Annotated in this window: 14 protein-coding genes; 9 read left to right on the top strand and 5 right to left on the bottom strand. The window is 61.2% G+C overall.

Annotated elements, in window-relative coordinates; all coding sequences use genetic code 11:
• Window positions 1-23 precede the first annotated feature (23 nt).
• The 3 genes from ctaD (at window position 24) to JWZ97_RS08280 (ending at window position 3,244) form a co-directional block, all read left to right on the top strand.
• The gene (gene ctaD / locus JWZ97_RS08290) at window positions 24-1,631 is read left to right on the top strand and encodes a cytochrome c oxidase subunit I (protein ID WP_205434294.1); all 1,608 of its coding nucleotides are present in this window, start codon (window positions 24-26) and stop codon (window positions 1,629-1,631) included.
• A gap of 167 nt (window positions 1,632-1,798) precedes the next feature.
• Window positions 1,799-2,359: a cytochrome c oxidase assembly protein gene (locus tag JWZ97_RS08285; RefSeq protein WP_205434293.1), complete on the top strand. Its 561-nt coding sequence runs from the start codon at window positions 1,799-1,801 to the stop codon at window positions 2,357-2,359.
• Window positions 2,360-2,368: 9 nt separating this feature from the next.
• Window positions 2,369-3,244, top strand: coding sequence for a cytochrome c oxidase subunit 3 (locus JWZ97_RS08280; RefSeq protein ID WP_205434292.1), 876 nt, complete (start codon window positions 2,369-2,371; stop codon window positions 3,242-3,244).
• Window positions 3,245-3,305: 61 nt separating this feature from the next.
• Here the strand turns inward: JWZ97_RS08280 and JWZ97_RS08275 are convergent, their stop codons facing one another.
• Complete coding sequence (locus JWZ97_RS08275) at window positions 3,306-4,601, bottom strand: sugar ABC transporter substrate-binding protein (protein WP_205434291.1); 1,296 nt, start codon at window positions 4,599-4,601, stop codon at window positions 3,306-3,308.
• A 169-nt stretch (window positions 4,602-4,770) separates the two neighbouring features.
• Here JWZ97_RS08275 and JWZ97_RS08270 point away from each other — a divergent pair, with 169 nt between their 5' ends.
• Entirely contained in the window at window positions 4,771-5,610 is an 840-nt protein-coding gene (locus JWZ97_RS08270; RefSeq protein WP_205434290.1) for a murein L,D-transpeptidase family protein, read from the top strand.
• A gap of 23 nt (window positions 5,611-5,633) precedes the next feature.
• Here JWZ97_RS08270 and JWZ97_RS08265 read toward each other — a convergent pair whose 3' ends face one another.
• Together JWZ97_RS08265 and ygiD are read right to left on the bottom strand one after the other, a co-directional pair.
• Window positions 5,634-6,986: a cytochrome P450 gene (locus JWZ97_RS08265; protein ID WP_205434289.1), complete on the bottom strand. Its 1,353-nt coding sequence runs from the start codon at window positions 6,984-6,986 to the stop codon at window positions 5,634-5,636.
• Window positions 6,987-7,157: 171 nt separating this feature from the next.
• Window positions 7,158-7,970, bottom strand: a complete 813-nt coding sequence (gene ygiD / locus JWZ97_RS08260) for a 4,5-DOPA dioxygenase extradiol (protein WP_205434288.1) — start codon at window positions 7,968-7,970, stop codon at window positions 7,158-7,160.
• A 323-nt stretch (window positions 7,971-8,293) separates the two neighbouring features.
• Here ygiD and smbP point away from each other — a divergent pair, with 323 nt between their 5' ends.
• A complete protein-coding gene (gene smbP / locus JWZ97_RS08255; RefSeq protein WP_205434287.1) occupies window positions 8,294-8,662 on the top strand; it encodes a small metal-binding protein SmbP in 369 nt (122 codons plus the stop codon).
• A gap of 183 nt (window positions 8,663-8,845) precedes the next feature.
• On the opposite strand, the gene JWZ97_RS08250 is transcribed toward smbP, so the two are convergent.
• The gene (locus tag JWZ97_RS08250; RefSeq protein WP_205434286.1) at window positions 8,846-9,094 is read right to left on the bottom strand and encodes a hypothetical protein; all 249 of its coding nucleotides are present in this window, start codon (window positions 9,092-9,094) and stop codon (window positions 8,846-8,848) included.
• A gap of 145 nt (window positions 9,095-9,239) precedes the next feature.
• On the opposite strand from JWZ97_RS08250, the gene JWZ97_RS08245 reads away from it, so the two are divergent.
• On the top strand, window positions 9,240-10,217 hold the full coding sequence (locus JWZ97_RS08245; RefSeq protein ID WP_240342543.1) for a bile acid:sodium symporter family protein: 978 nt from the start codon (window positions 9,240-9,242) through the stop codon (window positions 10,215-10,217).
• 59 nt (window positions 10,218-10,276) lie between these two features.
• Here JWZ97_RS08245 and JWZ97_RS08240 read toward each other — a convergent pair whose 3' ends face one another.
• A complete protein-coding gene (locus JWZ97_RS08240) occupies window positions 10,277-10,813 on the bottom strand; it encodes a hypothetical protein (RefSeq protein ID WP_205434284.1) in 537 nt (178 codons plus the stop codon).
• A gap of 223 nt (window positions 10,814-11,036) precedes the next feature.
• Here JWZ97_RS08240 and atpD point away from each other — a divergent pair, with 223 nt between their 5' ends.
• The 3 genes from atpD (at window position 11,037) to JWZ97_RS08225 (ending at window position 15,785) form a co-directional block, all read left to right on the top strand.
• Window positions 11,037-12,416 (top strand): F0F1 ATP synthase subunit beta, encoded by a 1,380-nt coding sequence (atpD, locus tag JWZ97_RS08235; protein WP_205434283.1) that lies wholly within the window; start codon window positions 11,037-11,039, stop codon window positions 12,414-12,416.
• A 148-nt stretch (window positions 12,417-12,564) separates the two neighbouring features.
• A complete protein-coding gene (locus tag JWZ97_RS08230) occupies window positions 12,565-13,299 on the top strand; it encodes a class I SAM-dependent methyltransferase (protein WP_205434282.1) in 735 nt (244 codons plus the stop codon).
• A 740-nt stretch (window positions 13,300-14,039) separates the two neighbouring features.
• Complete coding sequence (locus JWZ97_RS08225) at window positions 14,040-15,785, top strand: ABC transporter ATP-binding protein/permease (protein ID WP_205434281.1); 1,746 nt, start codon at window positions 14,040-14,042, stop codon at window positions 15,783-15,785.
• Window positions 15,786-15,789 lie beyond the last annotated feature (4 nt).

Raw genomic sequence — 15,789 nt, 5'->3', positions numbered from 1 at the left:
ATTCAAGAATGAGGTAAATGGCTATGACCGCTGCAACTCATGACGCTCACCACGAGCATCACGACCATGGTCCCGCCAAGGGGTTCATGCGGTGGGTGACGACCACCAACCACAAAGACATCGGCACGCTCTACCTGGTGACCGCGCTGATCATGTTCTTCGTCGGCGGCGCGATGGCGCTGATCATCCGGCTGGAACTGTTCGAACCCGGCATGCAATGGGTCGATCCCCTGTTCTTCAATCAGATGACTACGCTGCATGCGCTGATCATGGTGTTCGGCGCGGTCATGCCGGCATTCGTGGGCTTGGCCAACTGGATGATCCCGATGATGATCGGCGCTCCGGACATGGCATTACCGCGCATGAACAACTGGAGCTTCTGGATCCTGCCCTTCGCCTTCGCGTTGCTGGCCAGCACCCTGTTCATGGAAGGCGGCGCTCCGGCGGCCGGCTGGACCCTGTACCCGCCGTTGGTGTTGCAGGGCGGCAATCACCTGCCGTTCGCGATCTTCTCAGTGCATTTGCTGGGCATGTCCTCGATCATGGGGGCGATCAACATCATCGTGACCGTGTTCAACATGCGCGCACCGGGCATGACGCTGATGAAACTGCCCATGTTCGTGTGGACCTGGGTCATCACCGCCTTCCTGCTGATCGCGGTCATGCCGGTATTCGCCGGCGCGGTCACCATGTTGCTCACCGACAAATATTTCGGTACCAGCTTCTTCAATGCGGCCGGCGGCGGCGACCCGGTTCTGTATCAGCACTTGTTCTGGTTCTTCGGGCATCCCGAGGTTTACATCATGATCCTGCCGTCCTTCGGCGTGATCTCCCAGATCATCCCCACCTTCGCCCGCAAGCCCTTGTTCGGCTACAGCTCCATGGTGTATGCGACGGCTTCCATCGGCCTGCTGTCCTTCATCGTATGGGCCCACCATCAGTACACCGTAGGCATGCCTTTGGCCGGTGAGTTGTATTTCACCTACGCCACCATGCTCATCGCGGTTCCGACCGGCGTGAAGGTGTTCAACTGGATCTCCACCATGTGGAAAGGGGCGATGACCTTCGAAACGCCCATGCTGTTCGCCATCGCTTTCGTGGTGCTGTTCACCATGGGTGGTTTCACCGGCCTGATGATGTCGATCTCGCCGGCCGACCTTCAGTACCACGACACCTATTTCATCGTCGCCCACTTCCACTACGTGCTGGTCCCGGGTGCCGTGTTCGCCCTGTTCGCCGGCACTTACTACTGGCTGCCGAAGTGGACCGGCCATAAATACGACGAGCGCCTGGGTCAGCTGCATTTCTGGCTGTCCACGATATCGGTGAACGTGTTGTTCTTCCCGCAGCACTTCGTGGGCTTGGCCGGCATGCCCCGCCGTATTCCGGACTACGCCGTTCAATTCGCCGAGTTCAATGCGATGTCCAGCGCGGGAGCCTTCGTCTTCGGATTCTCCCAGCTGATCTTCGTGTACGTGGTCATCAAGGCAATCAAGGGTGGCGAAAAAGCCAGCAGCGAAGTCTGGGAAGGCGCGGAAAACCACGGCCTGGAATGGCATCTGCCTTCCCCTCCGCCCTACCATACCTGGACCGAAGCGCCGGCTCCGGAACTCATCCTGGACAAGCATTAATCGGCTGGTGAGTTGGGTTCCCGCCCTCCCTACGGGTGGCGGGACCGACAAATGAAATTCATGGATACTCGCAGAAAAAACATCATCCTGGCATCGGCGATCGCGCTGTTCGCGGTGGCACTCTATGCCTACGCGATTTTCAGAGTCGCTACGTCGACTTCGGCACCGTGAATCAATTCGACAAGCAGAAGGCGAATGCTCGCCTGGTCCGGCGCATGGTATTGATCGCCGTGGCGATGTTCGGGTTCGGCTTCGCCTTGGTCCCCTTTTACGATGTGTTTTGCGATCTCACCGGATTGAACGGTAAGGTCAAGAGCGAGGCAAGCGCGGACGGCGGCTATCAGGTCGATGCGAACCGGGAGGTAAACCTCGAGTTCGTGACTTCGGTCAACGGCGACACTCCCCTGAAATTCCGAGCCGAGCAGGCGAAGATCAAGATCCATCCGGGGCAGTTTTATACCGTCAAGTTTTATGCCGAAAACACCTCCGACCGTGGTCTGATTGGTCAGGCGATACCCAGCGTGGCTCCGGGGACCGCTTCGCCTTTGCTCAAGAAGGCCCAGTGTTTTTGTTTCACGGCGCAGAAATTCGAGCCGCACCAGGAGAGGGAAATGCCGGTCCGATTCGTCGTGGATCCGTCACTGCCGGCCGATGTTAAGGACATGACCCTCTCGTATACCTTTTTCGATATCACCGACAAGAAGCAAGATCAAATCCAAGTTAAGTAGGGGAGCAAGATGGCAACCAAAGACGCATATTACGTACCGCACACCGCAAAATGGCCGATCGTCGGATCGATCGGGCTGACCACCTTACTCGCGGGTTTCGCCAATCATCTGAATGGCTCCAGCATCGGATCGACCCTGATGATCATCGGCGCCATCGTGCTGGTCGTCATGTTGTTCGGCTGGTTCGGTACGGTGGTGGCCGAGAGCGAAAGCGGAACCTACAACCACCAGGTGGACATCTCTTTCCGCATGGGCATGATCTGGTTCATCTTTTCCGAAGTCATGTTCTTCAGCGCATTCTTCGGCGCGCTTTATTACGCGCGGGTACTTTCGGTGCCGTGGTTGGGCAGTGAAGGAACGGGTGGATTCGCCGAAACCAAGCTGATTTGGGATTCGTTCACTGCGGTTTGGCCGACCAACGGTCCGGGCGCGGTGGGCGGTATCGACGGCCATTTCGAGCCCATGGGGGCCTGGGGCGTTCCGGCCATCAATACCCTGATCCTGCTCACTTCGGGCGGCACCGTGACCTGGGCGCACTGGGGGTTGCTGGCCAACAACCGTCAGCAATTGATCAAGGGTCTGATCGCCACCGTCGCCCTGGGTTTTTCTTTCGTACTGTTCCAGGGTTACGAATATCACGAGGCTTATACGGAAATGGGCTTGACCCTGGGCACCGGCATCTACGGCTCGACGTTCTTCATGTTGACCGGTTTCCACGGCCTGCATGTCACCATCGGCGCCATCATGTTGACTGTGACCTTGTTCCGCAGCCTGAAAGGACATTTCAACGCCGAGCACCATTTCGCGTTCGAAGCCGCGGCCTGGTATTGGCACTTCGTCGACGTGGTCTGGTTGGGCTTGTTTATCTTCGTTTACTGGCTGTAAGGCGAGTAACTACGGTCAAAAAAGGCGCTGCCGCGGCAGCGCCTTTTTTGTTGCGGGGCGTTTAGCGCCCCGAGCCTTTTTCCATCAGCCAGCGGCGTTTTTCGAGGATGCGGTCGACGTCGCGGTCCAGGGCCTGCAGGGCCTGGTCTTCGCTCATTTCCCCTCTGACCGCCTTTTCGGCGTATTCCGCGAGTTTGTTGGCGACGTGTTCCCATTCCGGAATTTGCGGCAGGGTAGCGGTGCGTTCGATTTGCGCTCGAAATGCCCGGACCTTCGCGTCTTCGGCCAGGATGGGATGGTCCCAGGCGGAACGACGGGCCGGCAGATTACCCGTTAGGCGGTAGAAAGCGACCTGCTGAGGAGGTGCTGCGAGGTACTCGATGAGCTTCCAGGCGGCGTCCTTGTGCCTGGACTTGCTGGATAGCCCCAAGCTGGCCCCGCCGGCCAGCGACAATCCGGGGAACGTCCCCTCCGGAGCCGGGAGCGGCGCGGTTGCCCAACGATCCTGGAGCGTAGCGGGGAGGCGGCGGCGGAATTCGCCGAGGTTCCAGGGGCCGGTGATGTAAAAGGCGACGTAGCCGGCGGCGAACTCCTGATACAGATTGGCGATCTGCGCTTCCGCTACCGCCGGCGCCAGTCCGCGACGGAATATATCCAGGTAAAACGAGAAGGCGCGGCGGAAGTCCGCATTGCGGAAATCGCCGTATCGTCCCCCTTCCCGCAGGAGGGACGCACCGGCCTGCAGGCCCAGAATGGCGGGAATCTGCCATTCGTTCATGGGCAGCAGCATGGCATAACGCGTGCCGCCGCCCAGTTTGCATATGCGCTCCATGGCTACGATCCAGGTTCGCCAATCCGCTGGCGGCTCGGGGTATCCGGCCTCCGCCAAGATGTCCTTGCGGTAAAACAACACGCGCGTGTCGACATACCAGGGGACAGAACGCGTGATCTCGTCGATCCGGTTGGCGGCATAGATGCCGGCGAAAAAGTCCTCGCGGTTCAGGTCGCGAGTCCGGGCGAGCCGCGCGTCCAGGGCTTCCAAGGCATGCAGGGCGGCGAATTCCGGTATCCAGGTGTTGCCAAGCTGGAATACATCGGGCATGGCTTCGCCTGCGTAAGCGGTCAGCAGCTTTTCATGCGCGGCGCTCCAGGGGATTTGCTGCACCTTCACGCGGATTTCCGGATGACGTCGCTCGAATTCGGACAGCAAGGCCTTCACCCGTTCGCCTTCTTGGCCCATGGCCCAGAATTCCACCTCGGTAAGGCCGGGCTCGTTCGATCGGCAGGCCACCTGCAACGTGGCGGTGAGCAGGATGCAGAGAGCACTTGCGAGTTTGCTGAGGGCAGGTGTTAACATACGAAGCATGCAGGGGGCGGCGTTGGTGGTTTGGAATGGCCGGGGGAGCCAGGATCGTTTTGGGCAGTGTCTTTACTCGCCGGCTTGAGGCTCCGTTTGACTTCGCCAGAGGCATGTCGTTCTCGCGCCGGCCCTGAAACCGATAAGAAATTGAACTCGCGTATTCCTTATGACTCACCGTATCTTGAAGCTATTGCCGCTCACGGCGGCCGTGCTGATCGGCGCCTGCGCCCATCATGACGCTGCATACCACCCTAGGACAACCGGCCATGAGGGAGCCGTCGTCGAAAAGCCCGCTCAAAACACCGTGATTCTGCCTCCGCCACTGAGCGAGCCCGGCCAACGTAGCGTAGCCGACGTGCTGCGGGATTTCGGCCCCTATGCGGTCGAACAACTCCAGCCCTATTTCGTACGCGCCGGGGTGGCCTATCCGCCTGCCGAGGTGACCCTGGTGGGCTTGAAGGCCGAGAAGAAGTTGGAGCTGTGGGCGCGCGACGAGGGGCGCGAATACCGCTTTATCCGCGATTACGACATCCTGGCGGCCAGCGGCACGGCCGGACCGAAACTGCGGCAGGGAGATGGCCAGGTGCCGGAAGGCATCTACCGGATCGTCGGCCTGAATCCCAACAGCAATTTCCATCTGTCCATGAAGCTCGATTATCCCAACGAATACGATCGCGCGCATGCGGCGGCGGAAGGCCGCCGGGACCCGGGCTCGGACATCTTTATCCACGGCAGGGCCGTGTCCATCGGCTGTCTGGCCATGGGCGACGCGGCCATAGACGAATTGTTCGTGCTGGTCGCTCAGGTCGGCAAGGAGCGTGTGAAAGTCGTGATTGCCCCTCACGATCCCCGTTCGCGCACGCTCGAACCGGTGCCGGGCGTCATGCCGGCCTGGGTCGGCGAGCTATACGGGATGATCACCGATCAAATCGTCAGCTTGTCCCACCCGTTGGCGGTCTCGAATGCCGTCGGGATGGAGCGTTTCCAGCCCGCACGTCCACGGTAGGCGTCCCTGGCCTGATGGCCCGTTCACCGTTTGGAAACGGTCAAGCGCAAGCCGCCTCGAGGGCGTAGCGTCACCTCGATTTCCGGGTCGACCGACTGGCCGGGCGCAAGATCGAAACGGTGATGCCGGGCCATCATGGCCAAGAGCAGCACGCTTTCGGTGAGGGCGAACGCGTTCCCGATGCAGACCCTGTGGCCGGCGCCGAACGGCATATAGGCCAAGCGGTGTGCGGGTTTGGCGGCGTCTGCCAGGAAGCGCTCCGGGCTGAAGGCGTCGGGCATCTCCCAAAAGCCGGGATGGCGATGAATGTTGGCGACATTGACGATGACCAGCCCGTCCTTCCGGATGCGGTAGCCTCCCAGCGAGGTTTCGCCGGTATTCTTGCGGATCAGGACCGCCGCCGGTGGGTAAAGCCTCATGGCTTCGTCGACGACGGCGCGGGTCCAGATCAACCGGGGAATGTCGTCCAACGTGGGTTCACGGTTTCCCAGCACTTCGTCCACTTCCGCCTCGAGACGCGCCGCCACCTGCGGGTGAGCCGCGAGCAGGTAGCAGACCCAGGTCAGGGTCACGGCGGTGGTTTCGTGGCCGGCGGCGAATATGGTCAGCACTTCGTCGCGGATCTGTTCGTCACTCATCGGCTCGCCGGTTTCCTCGTCGCGCGCCCGCATCAATCGGTCCAACAGGTCGTCCCGCGGAGTTCCTGCCCGTCGCCGTTCCTCGATCAGCTCATAAACCAGTCCGTCGAGAACCCCCATCGCATACCGGAAAGCCCGGTTCCGCGGAGTGGGTAGCCATTGCGGTATGCGCAGGGGCAGACGCACGTCGTCGGCCGCGTATTGCAAAACGGTGGAAAAAGCCGGGGCGAGCCGTTCTAGGTGGTCCTGCACGCTGGCGTTGAACATCGTCCGGGTGATGACTTCCAGCGTGGTGCTCATCATCTCCGCCCCGATGTCCAGCGATGCCGCAGGCGCCAGGGCCTGCCATCGTTGCAACAGGACGCGCCCGGCGGCGACGATTTCATCGGCATATTCCGTCACGCGGCTACGTACGAACAAGGGCTGGATCAGCCGGCGCTGGCGTTTCCAAAGCGCGCCGGTACTGGTGACTAGTCCCTGACCCAGCACCAGTGCCAGCCCTCTGGGTTGTGCCGGCGTATACATTTTGACGAATTGTTCCGGCCGCGCGATCAGGATTTCTTCGACCAGGTCGGGGTGGCTCGCCAGATAGAAACTGCGCGGCCCCAAGCGGAAATGGACCAAGTCACCGTGCCGCTTGTGCCAATTTTGCATGGCCTGATAGGCGCCGGCGCGAAATTCGAGCAGGTTGCCGAGCAGCGGCAAGCCGGGCGGAACGGGGGCGGGTAACGAGGGCATGCGGTCGGGTCTGGGTTGTGGATGGTGCGGCATTCTAACCCAGTGCCGGTCATCGGCTGGTTCAGAGGACGCGGCCGGAGGGCCGACGGGTTCACCTTGGCTCGGCCCGCGAGCCCCTTGGTGTTCTGCTTCGTCGGACACTTGGGCGAGGCTCGCCTTATCGAGTACGAACTAGGCGCCGGGCAGGATGAGCGAACGCATGGAAATCGAGCCCAAGGTCACTTTCTCGGTGTAGAAGCCGATTTTTTCGTGCTCGTCCTGCAGGGCCAGGATGTAGAGCAACGGCAGAAAGTGCTCGTTCGTCGGCACCGACTTGCGCGCCGTGTCTCCCAGTCGCTGGTAATGGACGATGGCGTCGTGGTCTCCCGTCACGATCAGACCTCGAATATGTTCGTCGAAAGCGAGCGCCCAATCGTGGGCGACGTCCTTCCAAACCAGCGTGCCCAGGTTGTGGACGATGTTCCCGCTGCCGATGATCAATACGCCGCGGGTTCGCAAGGCCCGCAAGGCTCTCCCCAGTTGGTAATGGAAGGCGGGAGGTTGAGTGCGGTCCAGGCTGAGTTGCACCACCGGAATGTCGGCCTCGGGAAATAATCGGCACAAAACCGACCAGGCGCCGTGATCCAATCCCCAGTCGAAGTCGTCTGCGATCCGCGTGCAGTCCACGTGCCCGGTGATCCACCGGGCCAAGTCGGGGTTGCCGGCCGCGGGGTATTGAACCTCGTACAGCGGCTTGGGAAATCCGTAGAAATCATGGATGGTCCTGGGACCATCCATGGCCGTGATCCGCGTGCCGTCGGTTTCCCAGTGCGCGGAGATGCAGAGTATCGCCTCGGGTCTGGGAAGCGAGCGTCCGATCTCGGCCCAGGTGCGGCTGAATTCGGTATCCTCGATCGCATTCATCGGACTGCCGTGCCCGATGAACAATGCCGGCATTTTTCCGGACGGAGCGGAAAAGTCGGTGCTGACAAGCGGGTAGGTCATCGGCGGGGTCCTCGAGTTGTCGCAAGACAGGCTTCAGGCGATTCTGTCTTCCCATCGGCTGATGTCACGGTATTTCGTGATTTCATGATATCTCATGGTCACTTGGGCGGGCCCGATTCGGTTTTAGTCTCTTTGTATATCTCAAGACAATGATTTAATTGAAATTTAATTCAATCAAATGATTGGCACGGAGATCGCTTTCTATCGAATAACGTGATGAATCCTGGCCTCTCCGTTGAGCCCATCGGCTTACCCGGAGCGTCCAACGAATCATACGTTGATCGCGTCGCAAGACTTATCCGTATCCTACCGAGGACATTTTGATGAAGCCGTATCATGTATTTACCGCCTTGCTGGTCTCTTCTTTCTTTTCCGCCAGCGTTGCGCAGGCTGCGGGTGCTCCCATGAGCATCGATTTTTCGCAGATCAAGGCGCATTCGGAAAAAGCGGTCGCTGACGGCAAACAGGGCAATGCCGCGGCCTTTGAACAGGGCGCCGAGGAAGCCTTGAAGCAGGCGAAGGAACAGAACGACAAGCGGTCTTCTCCTGCCATGCAGCGTATCGTGGGCAAATTGAGAACCGCGGTCAACGAAGCCAAGGCCGGAAAGATTGCCGAAGGCACGCAAGCCGTGGAGGAAGCGATCGCGGAAATGAAGCAGCCGGCGGCGCCCAAGTTCGGCGGCGGTTCATAAGGCGCTCGATCGATAGCGCGCCTGCCGCGCTATCGTATCCAGAAGGGTAGGGAGGGCTCCCCGGCGAGCGTCGGGGAGCCCTCCTTTGGGTTTTCAGATTACGCCTCGGTCCGGGACGGGTGTTCGGTCATCCTGTCCTGACCTCCCATGCTCCGGCAGCGAAGGTGCCGGATCCCCCGAGTCTCATGAAATCGTCGTGATTTGTTCGATATATACCCAGGTCCGGGTACCGGCAGGAATGACACCCGACCGGCTGTTGCAGTCGGTAAGCAGAACTACGTCGTAGGTATATTCGCCGACGCGATTGGTAATGCCGACGATCTCGGCCTTGCAGATTCCGTGGTTGAAGGTGGTGTTGATGGTGACCCCGATTTTGTACTGAGGGCCGACGTGGGGTGGCGGAATGTCCGCGATGTCGCCGATGCTGAGCATGCTTCCCCCTTACGAAAGTCGTTTCGTTGACCGAGAGGTATTTCCACTGCAGCTGCATTTTCTATCGCCTAGCCCGGATTTTTCAACCCGCTCCCCCCTCATGTTACTCTTGGCGCCCTTTTAAACTCCGCCATCGATCCACGTGATGCGTCTATTCAATCTGCTCGCCAATCTGTTCCCTTTCTGGGTGCTGACCTGTAGCGGTCTTGCCTTGGTTTATCCCCATTGGTTCACCTGGTTCAGCGGAACCATGATCGTGTGGGGGCTCGCCGCCATCATGATAGGCATGGGCATCACCCTGAGCTTCCAGGATTTCCGCCGGGTCGCCCGCATGCCTCGGCAGGTCTTGATCGGCGTCATCGCGCATTTTTCCATCATGCCCCTGCTGGGTTGGTCGATCGCCCAGGGCCTGGCACTCGAACCGCAGTTGGCCGTCGGTCTCATCCTCGTGGCCTGCTGCCCGTGCGGCACCGCTTCCAACGTGGTGAGTTACATCGCGCGCGCCGACGTTGCGCTTTCGGTGCTGATGACTCTTTGCTCGACTTTCGCGGCGGTGGTGATGACTCCGCTACTGACCAAATGGCTGGCGGGCGCCTATGTGACGGTCGATGCCTGGAGCCTGTTCGTCAATACGCTGCAGGTGGTGGCCTTGCCGGTCCTGCTGGGCATGCTGCTGAACCGCTACACTCCGCGTCTGGTCAGCGCGGTGACGCCGGTCGCGCCCTTCGTCTCGGTGATCTTCATCGCGTTGATCTGCGCCAGTGTGATCGGAGCCAATGCGGATACGGTGAGGACCTCCGCGCTGAAATTGCTCAGCGCCGTCGCGCTTCTGCACCTGGGCGGATTTGCCTTGGGCTACGCCATGGCGCGTATGCTGAAGTTGCAGGAAAGGACTTGCCGCACGATCTCCATCGAAGTCGGCATGCAGAATTCCGGTCTGGGTGCCGTCCTGGCCCGCGCCAGTTTTCCGCAAATGGCGCTGGCGCCGGTCCCCTCGGCGATCTCGGCGAGCTTCCATTCCATCATCGGCAGCCTGCTCGCCGCGTGGTGGCGTCTGCGACCGGCGGACTCAGACGCCCGTGAGCTTGCGATCGAGGCCGCGGTCGAGTCCGATGCGGCCTGACCCGATCAATGCCGGCCTGAGTGCCGGAATATTCCGTGTCGGGCGGCTTGCGTGCGCGGTCAGCAAAGCACGACCAGGAGTATCAGGCCGGGGATGATGCCGAGTATCAGCCCGATCACGATCGCGATGGTCTCGCCGGACGAATAGCTGCAACCGTGGCTGCCGACCTTGGCATGGATCAGCCGGTCATCGTCCAGGCCCGCTACCGTCATCCCGGCAAACTCGTCGGCGACCCGGCGCGGGGTTGCGGCGGCGTTGATGCGCGAGCGCTGTTCTTCGAGCCGAGTTTGAGCCTGCTGCAGATCCTCGCTCAGCGGCATCACGTAGCGCGCCCTGCTTACGGCCTGCAGCGCGGCGTCGGTGGGCGCCAGCGCCAGGGTCCGCGCTTCGTCCACGCTGGCGGCATGGGCGATGTCGTCGCGCAGACGAGTGACCTCCATCGGTATGTTTTGGCCGGCAGGGCATGAGGCTTGATTGAGCGCGATATCCAGCGAGGTTGCAGGGAGGCCCGCGACCCCCACCGCCGGATAAATTTGGGCGCCGACGACCAGGGCCGTGGCGGTCATCGCGGCGTTTAGCGTTTTCTTTGCGGACATTTTTACTCCGTGCTCAAGTTGTTAAGCTCATGTTGGATCATAGCGCTGCGGTGACGGCTTGGCCAAAGCGGGGCTACACGCCGGCCTAGGGGCCACTGAGCGGGCCGGTTCGCCGGCCGTCGCCACAAGGGAGCCCGGCGCAAACCCCTGCTGCGTTAGCCGCGGGACGAGAATTAAGCGATAGGCCAGCCGACCGCGCGTTCAAGCCGAATTCCAATTCACTATGCCCGATGCAGATTCCCTCATAGGCACGATCAGCGAAGTCCACGGCCCCGTGGTCATGGTGTCGTGCGAACGGCTGCCACCGCTTCATCGGGCGCTGTGCGCCTATGTGAAGCAGGAACGCTATCTGTTCGAAGTCCATCAACACCTGGATCAGAATCACCTGCGCGCGGTTACCCTCAATTACACCTCCGGCTTGCGGCGCGGCATGCCGGTCTACGATACCGGAGGTCCGTTGCGGGTGCCGGTGGGGTCGGACTGTCTCGGCCGCCTGCTGGACATATTCGGCGCGCCGCTGGATGGCGGCGCGCCACTCGCGGTGGAAGAATGGCGTCCGATCCAGAGCAGGCCGCCGCCCCTGGCGGACAGCACCACGCTGGACGGCGTGCTGGCGACCGGGGTCAAAGTCATGGATTTGCTGTGTCCCTTCGTGCGGGGCGGCAAGACCGGCTTGTTCGGCGGAGCGGGAGTGGGCAAGACTGTGCTGGTGATGGAGTTCATGCATGCCGTCGCGGCCCTGCACAGCGGGGTTTCCGTGTTCGCCGGCGTGGGCGAGCGCATCCGCGAGGGCCACGAACTCTGGCACGAAATGCAGGCCGCCGGGGTGATGCCGCAGACCCTGATGATATTCGGCCAGATGGACGAGTCGCCCGGTGTGCGTTTCCGGGTCGGCCTGTCGGCGCTGACCTACGCCGAATATCTGCGCGACACGCTGGGCAAGGAGATCCTGTTCATCATGGACAACGTGTTTCGCTTCATCCAGGCCGGCAGCGAGATTTCCAGCCTGCTGGGCCGCATGCCGGCGACCGTGGGCTATCAGCCCACTCTGGCGACGGAAGTGGCCGAGCTGGAAGACCGCATCCTGTCCACCCGCACCGGCGCCATCACCTCGGTCCAGGCCGTCTACGTGCCTGCCGACGACATGACGGACCCGGCGGTGAGCGCCATCCTCGGTCATCTGGATACCACCGTCATCCTGTCGCGCAGCCAGGCCGCCAAAGGCATTTATCCCGCCGTCGATCCGCTGGCTTCCAGCAGCAAGCTCATGGATCGCCATATCCTGGGCGAGCGCCATTACGCGATAGCGGCCGGCGTGCGCGAACATCTGGCCCGTTACCAGGAGCTGGAAGACATCATCGCGATGCTGGGCCTGGAAGAATTGTCCGAAACCGACCGTCGCATCGTCCTGCGCGCCCGCAAATTGCAACGCTATCTGACCCAACCCTTCTATGTGGCCGCGCAGCACAGCGGCATACCCGGCGTTGCGGTCAGTCTGGAAGACACGCTGGACGATTGCGATGCGTTTTTGACCGGCCGATATGACGAATTATCGGAAGACCGTTGTTACATGCGCGGAAGCATGAAGTCCGGCAAACCCTGAGCCACGTCCAGTCCGGCGGGGTGGCGTCGGCCCTGCGGTTTATCCTGGCCACCATTCCTGATATTGTCCGCATCCCTCAAACCCGCTGGGTTCACCCGCAGTTTCAACCGGCTGGCGAGCGTTCCCGGATTTCTAAAGACTTCACCCCATGCAAGCCCAAAAACAGGTCGAACAGCTCTTCGCCGGACTGATAGGCGAACACTACGAATTGCTCAAAATCATTTGTCCAAGCGCGCCGGACATCAGCTTGCGCGTGGGCGCACGCGTCGCCGAACTTCCGCCGCGGCCCGATCCCATCGAGGTGTTGGAGATCGGCTGCGGCACCGGCATCACCAGCATCGCCTTGTTGAGCGGCCGAGACGACATCCGGTTGCTGGCGATGGATAGCGAGCCCACCATGCTCAACCAGGCCAGGCGCAATCTCTCGCGGTGGCTGGATCAGGGCCGTCTGACCCTGCTGGAGCAGGACGCCTTGACGACCCTGCGGTCGCAGCCGGATGCCCGCTTCGATGCGGTGGCCAGCGCCTATGTGCTGCACAATTTTTTCGCGACCTATCGCCTCGAGGTGTTGCAGGAAATCTTCCGCGTGCTCAAGCCCGGCGGCTTGTTCGTCAACGGCGATCGCTATGCCTTGGATGACGTGCGCGAGCAATGCCGCCTGACCCAAGAGGAAGTTCGCGGTTATTTTCGCGAACTGACCCGCATGCAACGCCTCGACGTGCTGGAGCAGTGGATCCTGCATTTGTTCAGCGACGAATCGCCCGATCACATCATGCGTCTGGCCCCCGCACTCGAATCGCTGCGCTCGCTGGGCTGCGTCGATGTCGCCGTGGAATACCGGCACGGGGTCAATGCCGTGGTGACCGCCCGGAAGCCGGCCTGAGCCGGATCGATTTCTCCTGCGAGATAGGGAGCGCCACGAGGATAATCCGGTCTAATGCCGTGTCTCACTCACTCGGAAAACAGTCAATGTTCGTTCCCGCACGAAAAACGCTGCGTGTCGCGGTGGCTTCGGCGCTCATGGCTTTAACCCTGGTGTTGGCGGGCTGCGGCACCACGGGTGTCTCCTACGGAGTCGGTATCAGGGCGGTTATCCTTACCGCTACACCTATCCGTACAGCTACGGTCCAGGTTACGGCTACGGCTATCGCTATGGTCCGGGCTATTACGGTCCGGGCTATTATGGCTACGGGTATCCCAGCTGGCAGTACCGGGAATATCGACCCCGCTCTCCTTACTATCGTCCTTACCGGCCTTTTGCCCCCCGCCCGCCCGGCTTGCGCCCGCATTTTCATGGGGGCCACCGCTAGTCCTGCGCTTCCGTGTGGCCGGTCCGCTATCGGGCCAACCCCTGCGGCCTAGGCATGGCTCTCCGCAAGCCCGTTTTTGCGGGCCCGTGACCCAACCGCCGGTTCTCTCTTCCTTACGGTCAAGCCCAGCTCTTTCTTCGAAGTCCGCACATCGTCTACCCCAGCCTGCCGTTCAGGCCGCCGATCGTAGATAATGCGGGCGCGAGGAGGTCGTCATGAAACGGCAATCTTGCTATGGGCCCGACCACGGTGGAGGGAGTAGGCGCCGGTCGGTGTTCCCGCCGCGCCGGGACAACAACAAGAAGAGGGCAACATGCTGAACATTCCCATAAACGAGCAAGGGTGGGGCTTGATCGTCGAGCTGATGCGGGATTTCGCCCGTTCGGAAGTCGGTGGCAGGGCAATCCGCTGGTTCGTGATGCTGATCACCCTGCTGCTGGGCATCAACGGCCTCAACATCGTCAACAGCTATGTCGGCCGGGATTTCATGACCGCCATCGCGGGGCGGGACATGTCGGCCTATTTGCATCAGGCGCTGCTTTATGTCGGGGTCTTCGCCGTTTCGACCGGCGTGGCGGTATGGCTGCGCTATACCGAAGAGCGCCTCGGCCTCTTATGGCGGGACTGGATGACCCGGCGCTTGCTGGAGCTTTATCTGCAATACCCCACCTATTACCGGATCAACGACCCGCTCATCAAGAGCAGCGGGTTCGAAAATCCCGATCAGCGCATTGCCGACGACGTGCGCACCTTCACGACCACCACGCTGTCCTTCGCCCTCATGGGGCTCAACGGGGTCTTCACCGTGGCCGCATTTTCAGGGGTGCTGTGGTCCATCAGCCCCGGCCTGTTCGTGGTCGCGGTGGCTTACGCCTTGCTGGGTTCGTATTTGACGGTGGTGCTCGGTCGTCCTTTGGTGGGGCTCAATTACCAGCAACTGGACAAGGAGGCCGATTTTCGCTCGGGCCTGATCCATGTGCGGGAACGCGCGGAGTCGATCGCCCAATTGCACCAGGAGCACCGTCTGCTGAGCCGGCTCGGCTCGCGCTTCGACAGCGTGGTCGGCAATTTTCGCAAGATCATCGTGGTCAACCGGAATCTGGGCTATTTCACTACCGGCTACAACTATCTGGTGCAGCTCATTCCCATCCTGATTGTGGCCCCGCTGTTCATCCAGGGCGATGCCGAGTTCGGTGTCATCACCCAATCGGTGATGGCGTTTTCGATGCTGATCGGCGCCTTTTCTCTCATCATCACCCAGTTCCAGTCCATTTCCTCCTACGCCGCGGTGATCGAGCGCCTGATCAATCTCTGGTACGAAATTCAACTGGCCCAGGCGGAAACGTCGTCGGGCACGACTTATGTGGAAGACAACGACAAGGTCGCCTACGAGCATTTGACGATCATGTCGCCGACCGGCGGTCATCAGGATCTGATTCGCGATCTGACGGTAACGATCCCGCACGGCACGCGGGTCTTGATCACCGGGACCGACGAGCGGGCCCAGTACGCACTGTTCAAGGCCACCTTAGGCATATTGGATACCGGCACCGGCAAGGTGATACGTCCGCGGCTGGACCGCATCCTGTTCCTGCCCGAGCGGCCTTATCTCCCACCCGGCACGTTGCGCGAAGCGCTGGACGGCGGCCCCGGAAAGGGCGCGACATCCGACGAACACATCCTGGAGATCCTTCGCTCCCTGGGACTGGAGTCCATGCTGGCGCGTGTAGGATGGCTGGATGTGGAGCGCAACTGGGACAGCGTCTTGTCGATAGACGAGCAGAGAGCCGTGTCTTTCGCGCGCGTTCTGCTCGCCGCGCCCCGCTTCGTGGTGTTGGAGCATCCGAGCACCGAGGCGGATCCGGCGACGACGCGCCAGCTCATGCAGATGTTCACCGACCGGGCGATCACCTATCTGACCATAGGCCGGGCAGGTCTGCGCGGGGAAGACGAACGCATCGAGAACCACGATGCCTTGTTGCGGCTGCTGCCGGAAGGACGCTGGGAATGGGAAATCATCGCCGCCAGACCGGCCGCGCGGCAGTCAGCCCAGTCGTGAAGTC

The organism is Methylococcus sp. EFPC2 (assembly GCF_016925495.1).
In the GTDB taxonomy this organism is placed as follows: Bacteria; Pseudomonadota; Gammaproteobacteria; order Methylococcales; family Methylococcaceae; genus EFPC2.
The sequence above is the reverse complement of the archived record's forward strand: the minus strand, read 5'-3'. Positions and strand labels throughout refer to the sequence as shown.

Coding starts and splice junctions, on each gene's coding strand:
- ctaD (WP_205434294.1), top strand. CDS start 24: ATGACCGCTGCAACTCATGACGCTCACCACGAGCATCACGACCATGGT.
- JWZ97_RS08280 (WP_205434292.1), top strand. CDS start 2,369: ATGGCAACCAAAGACGCATATTACGTACCGCACACCGCAAAATGGCCG.
- JWZ97_RS08275 (WP_205434291.1), bottom strand. CDS start 4,601: ATGTTAACACCTGCCCTCAGCAAACTCGCAAGTGCTCTCTGCATCCTG.
- JWZ97_RS08270 (WP_205434290.1), top strand. CDS start 4,771: ATGACTCACCGTATCTTGAAGCTATTGCCGCTCACGGCGGCCGTGCTG.
- JWZ97_RS08265 (WP_205434289.1), bottom strand. CDS start 6,986: ATGCCCTCGTTACCCGCCCCCGTTCCGCCCGGCTTGCCGCTGCTCGGC.
- ygiD (WP_205434288.1), bottom strand. CDS start 7,970: ATGACCTACCCGCTTGTCAGCACCGACTTTTCCGCTCCGTCCGGAAAA.
- smbP (WP_205434287.1), top strand. CDS start 8,294: ATGAAGCCGTATCATGTATTTACCGCCTTGCTGGTCTCTTCTTTCTTT.
- JWZ97_RS08250 (WP_205434286.1), bottom strand. CDS start 9,094: ATGCTCAGCATCGGCGACATCGCGGACATTCCGCCACCCCACGTCGGC.
- JWZ97_RS08245 (WP_240342543.1), top strand. CDS start 9,240: ATGCGTCTATTCAATCTGCTCGCCAATCTGTTCCCTTTCTGGGTGCTG.
- JWZ97_RS08240 (WP_205434284.1), bottom strand. CDS start 10,813: ATGTCCGCAAAGAAAACGCTAAACGCCGCGATGACCGCCACGGCCCTG.
- atpD (WP_205434283.1), top strand. CDS start 11,037: ATGCCCGATGCAGATTCCCTCATAGGCACGATCAGCGAAGTCCACGGC.
- JWZ97_RS08230 (WP_205434282.1), top strand. CDS start 12,565: ATGCAAGCCCAAAAACAGGTCGAACAGCTCTTCGCCGGACTGATAGGC.
- JWZ97_RS08225 (WP_205434281.1), top strand. CDS start 14,040: ATGCTGAACATTCCCATAAACGAGCAAGGGTGGGGCTTGATCGTCGAG.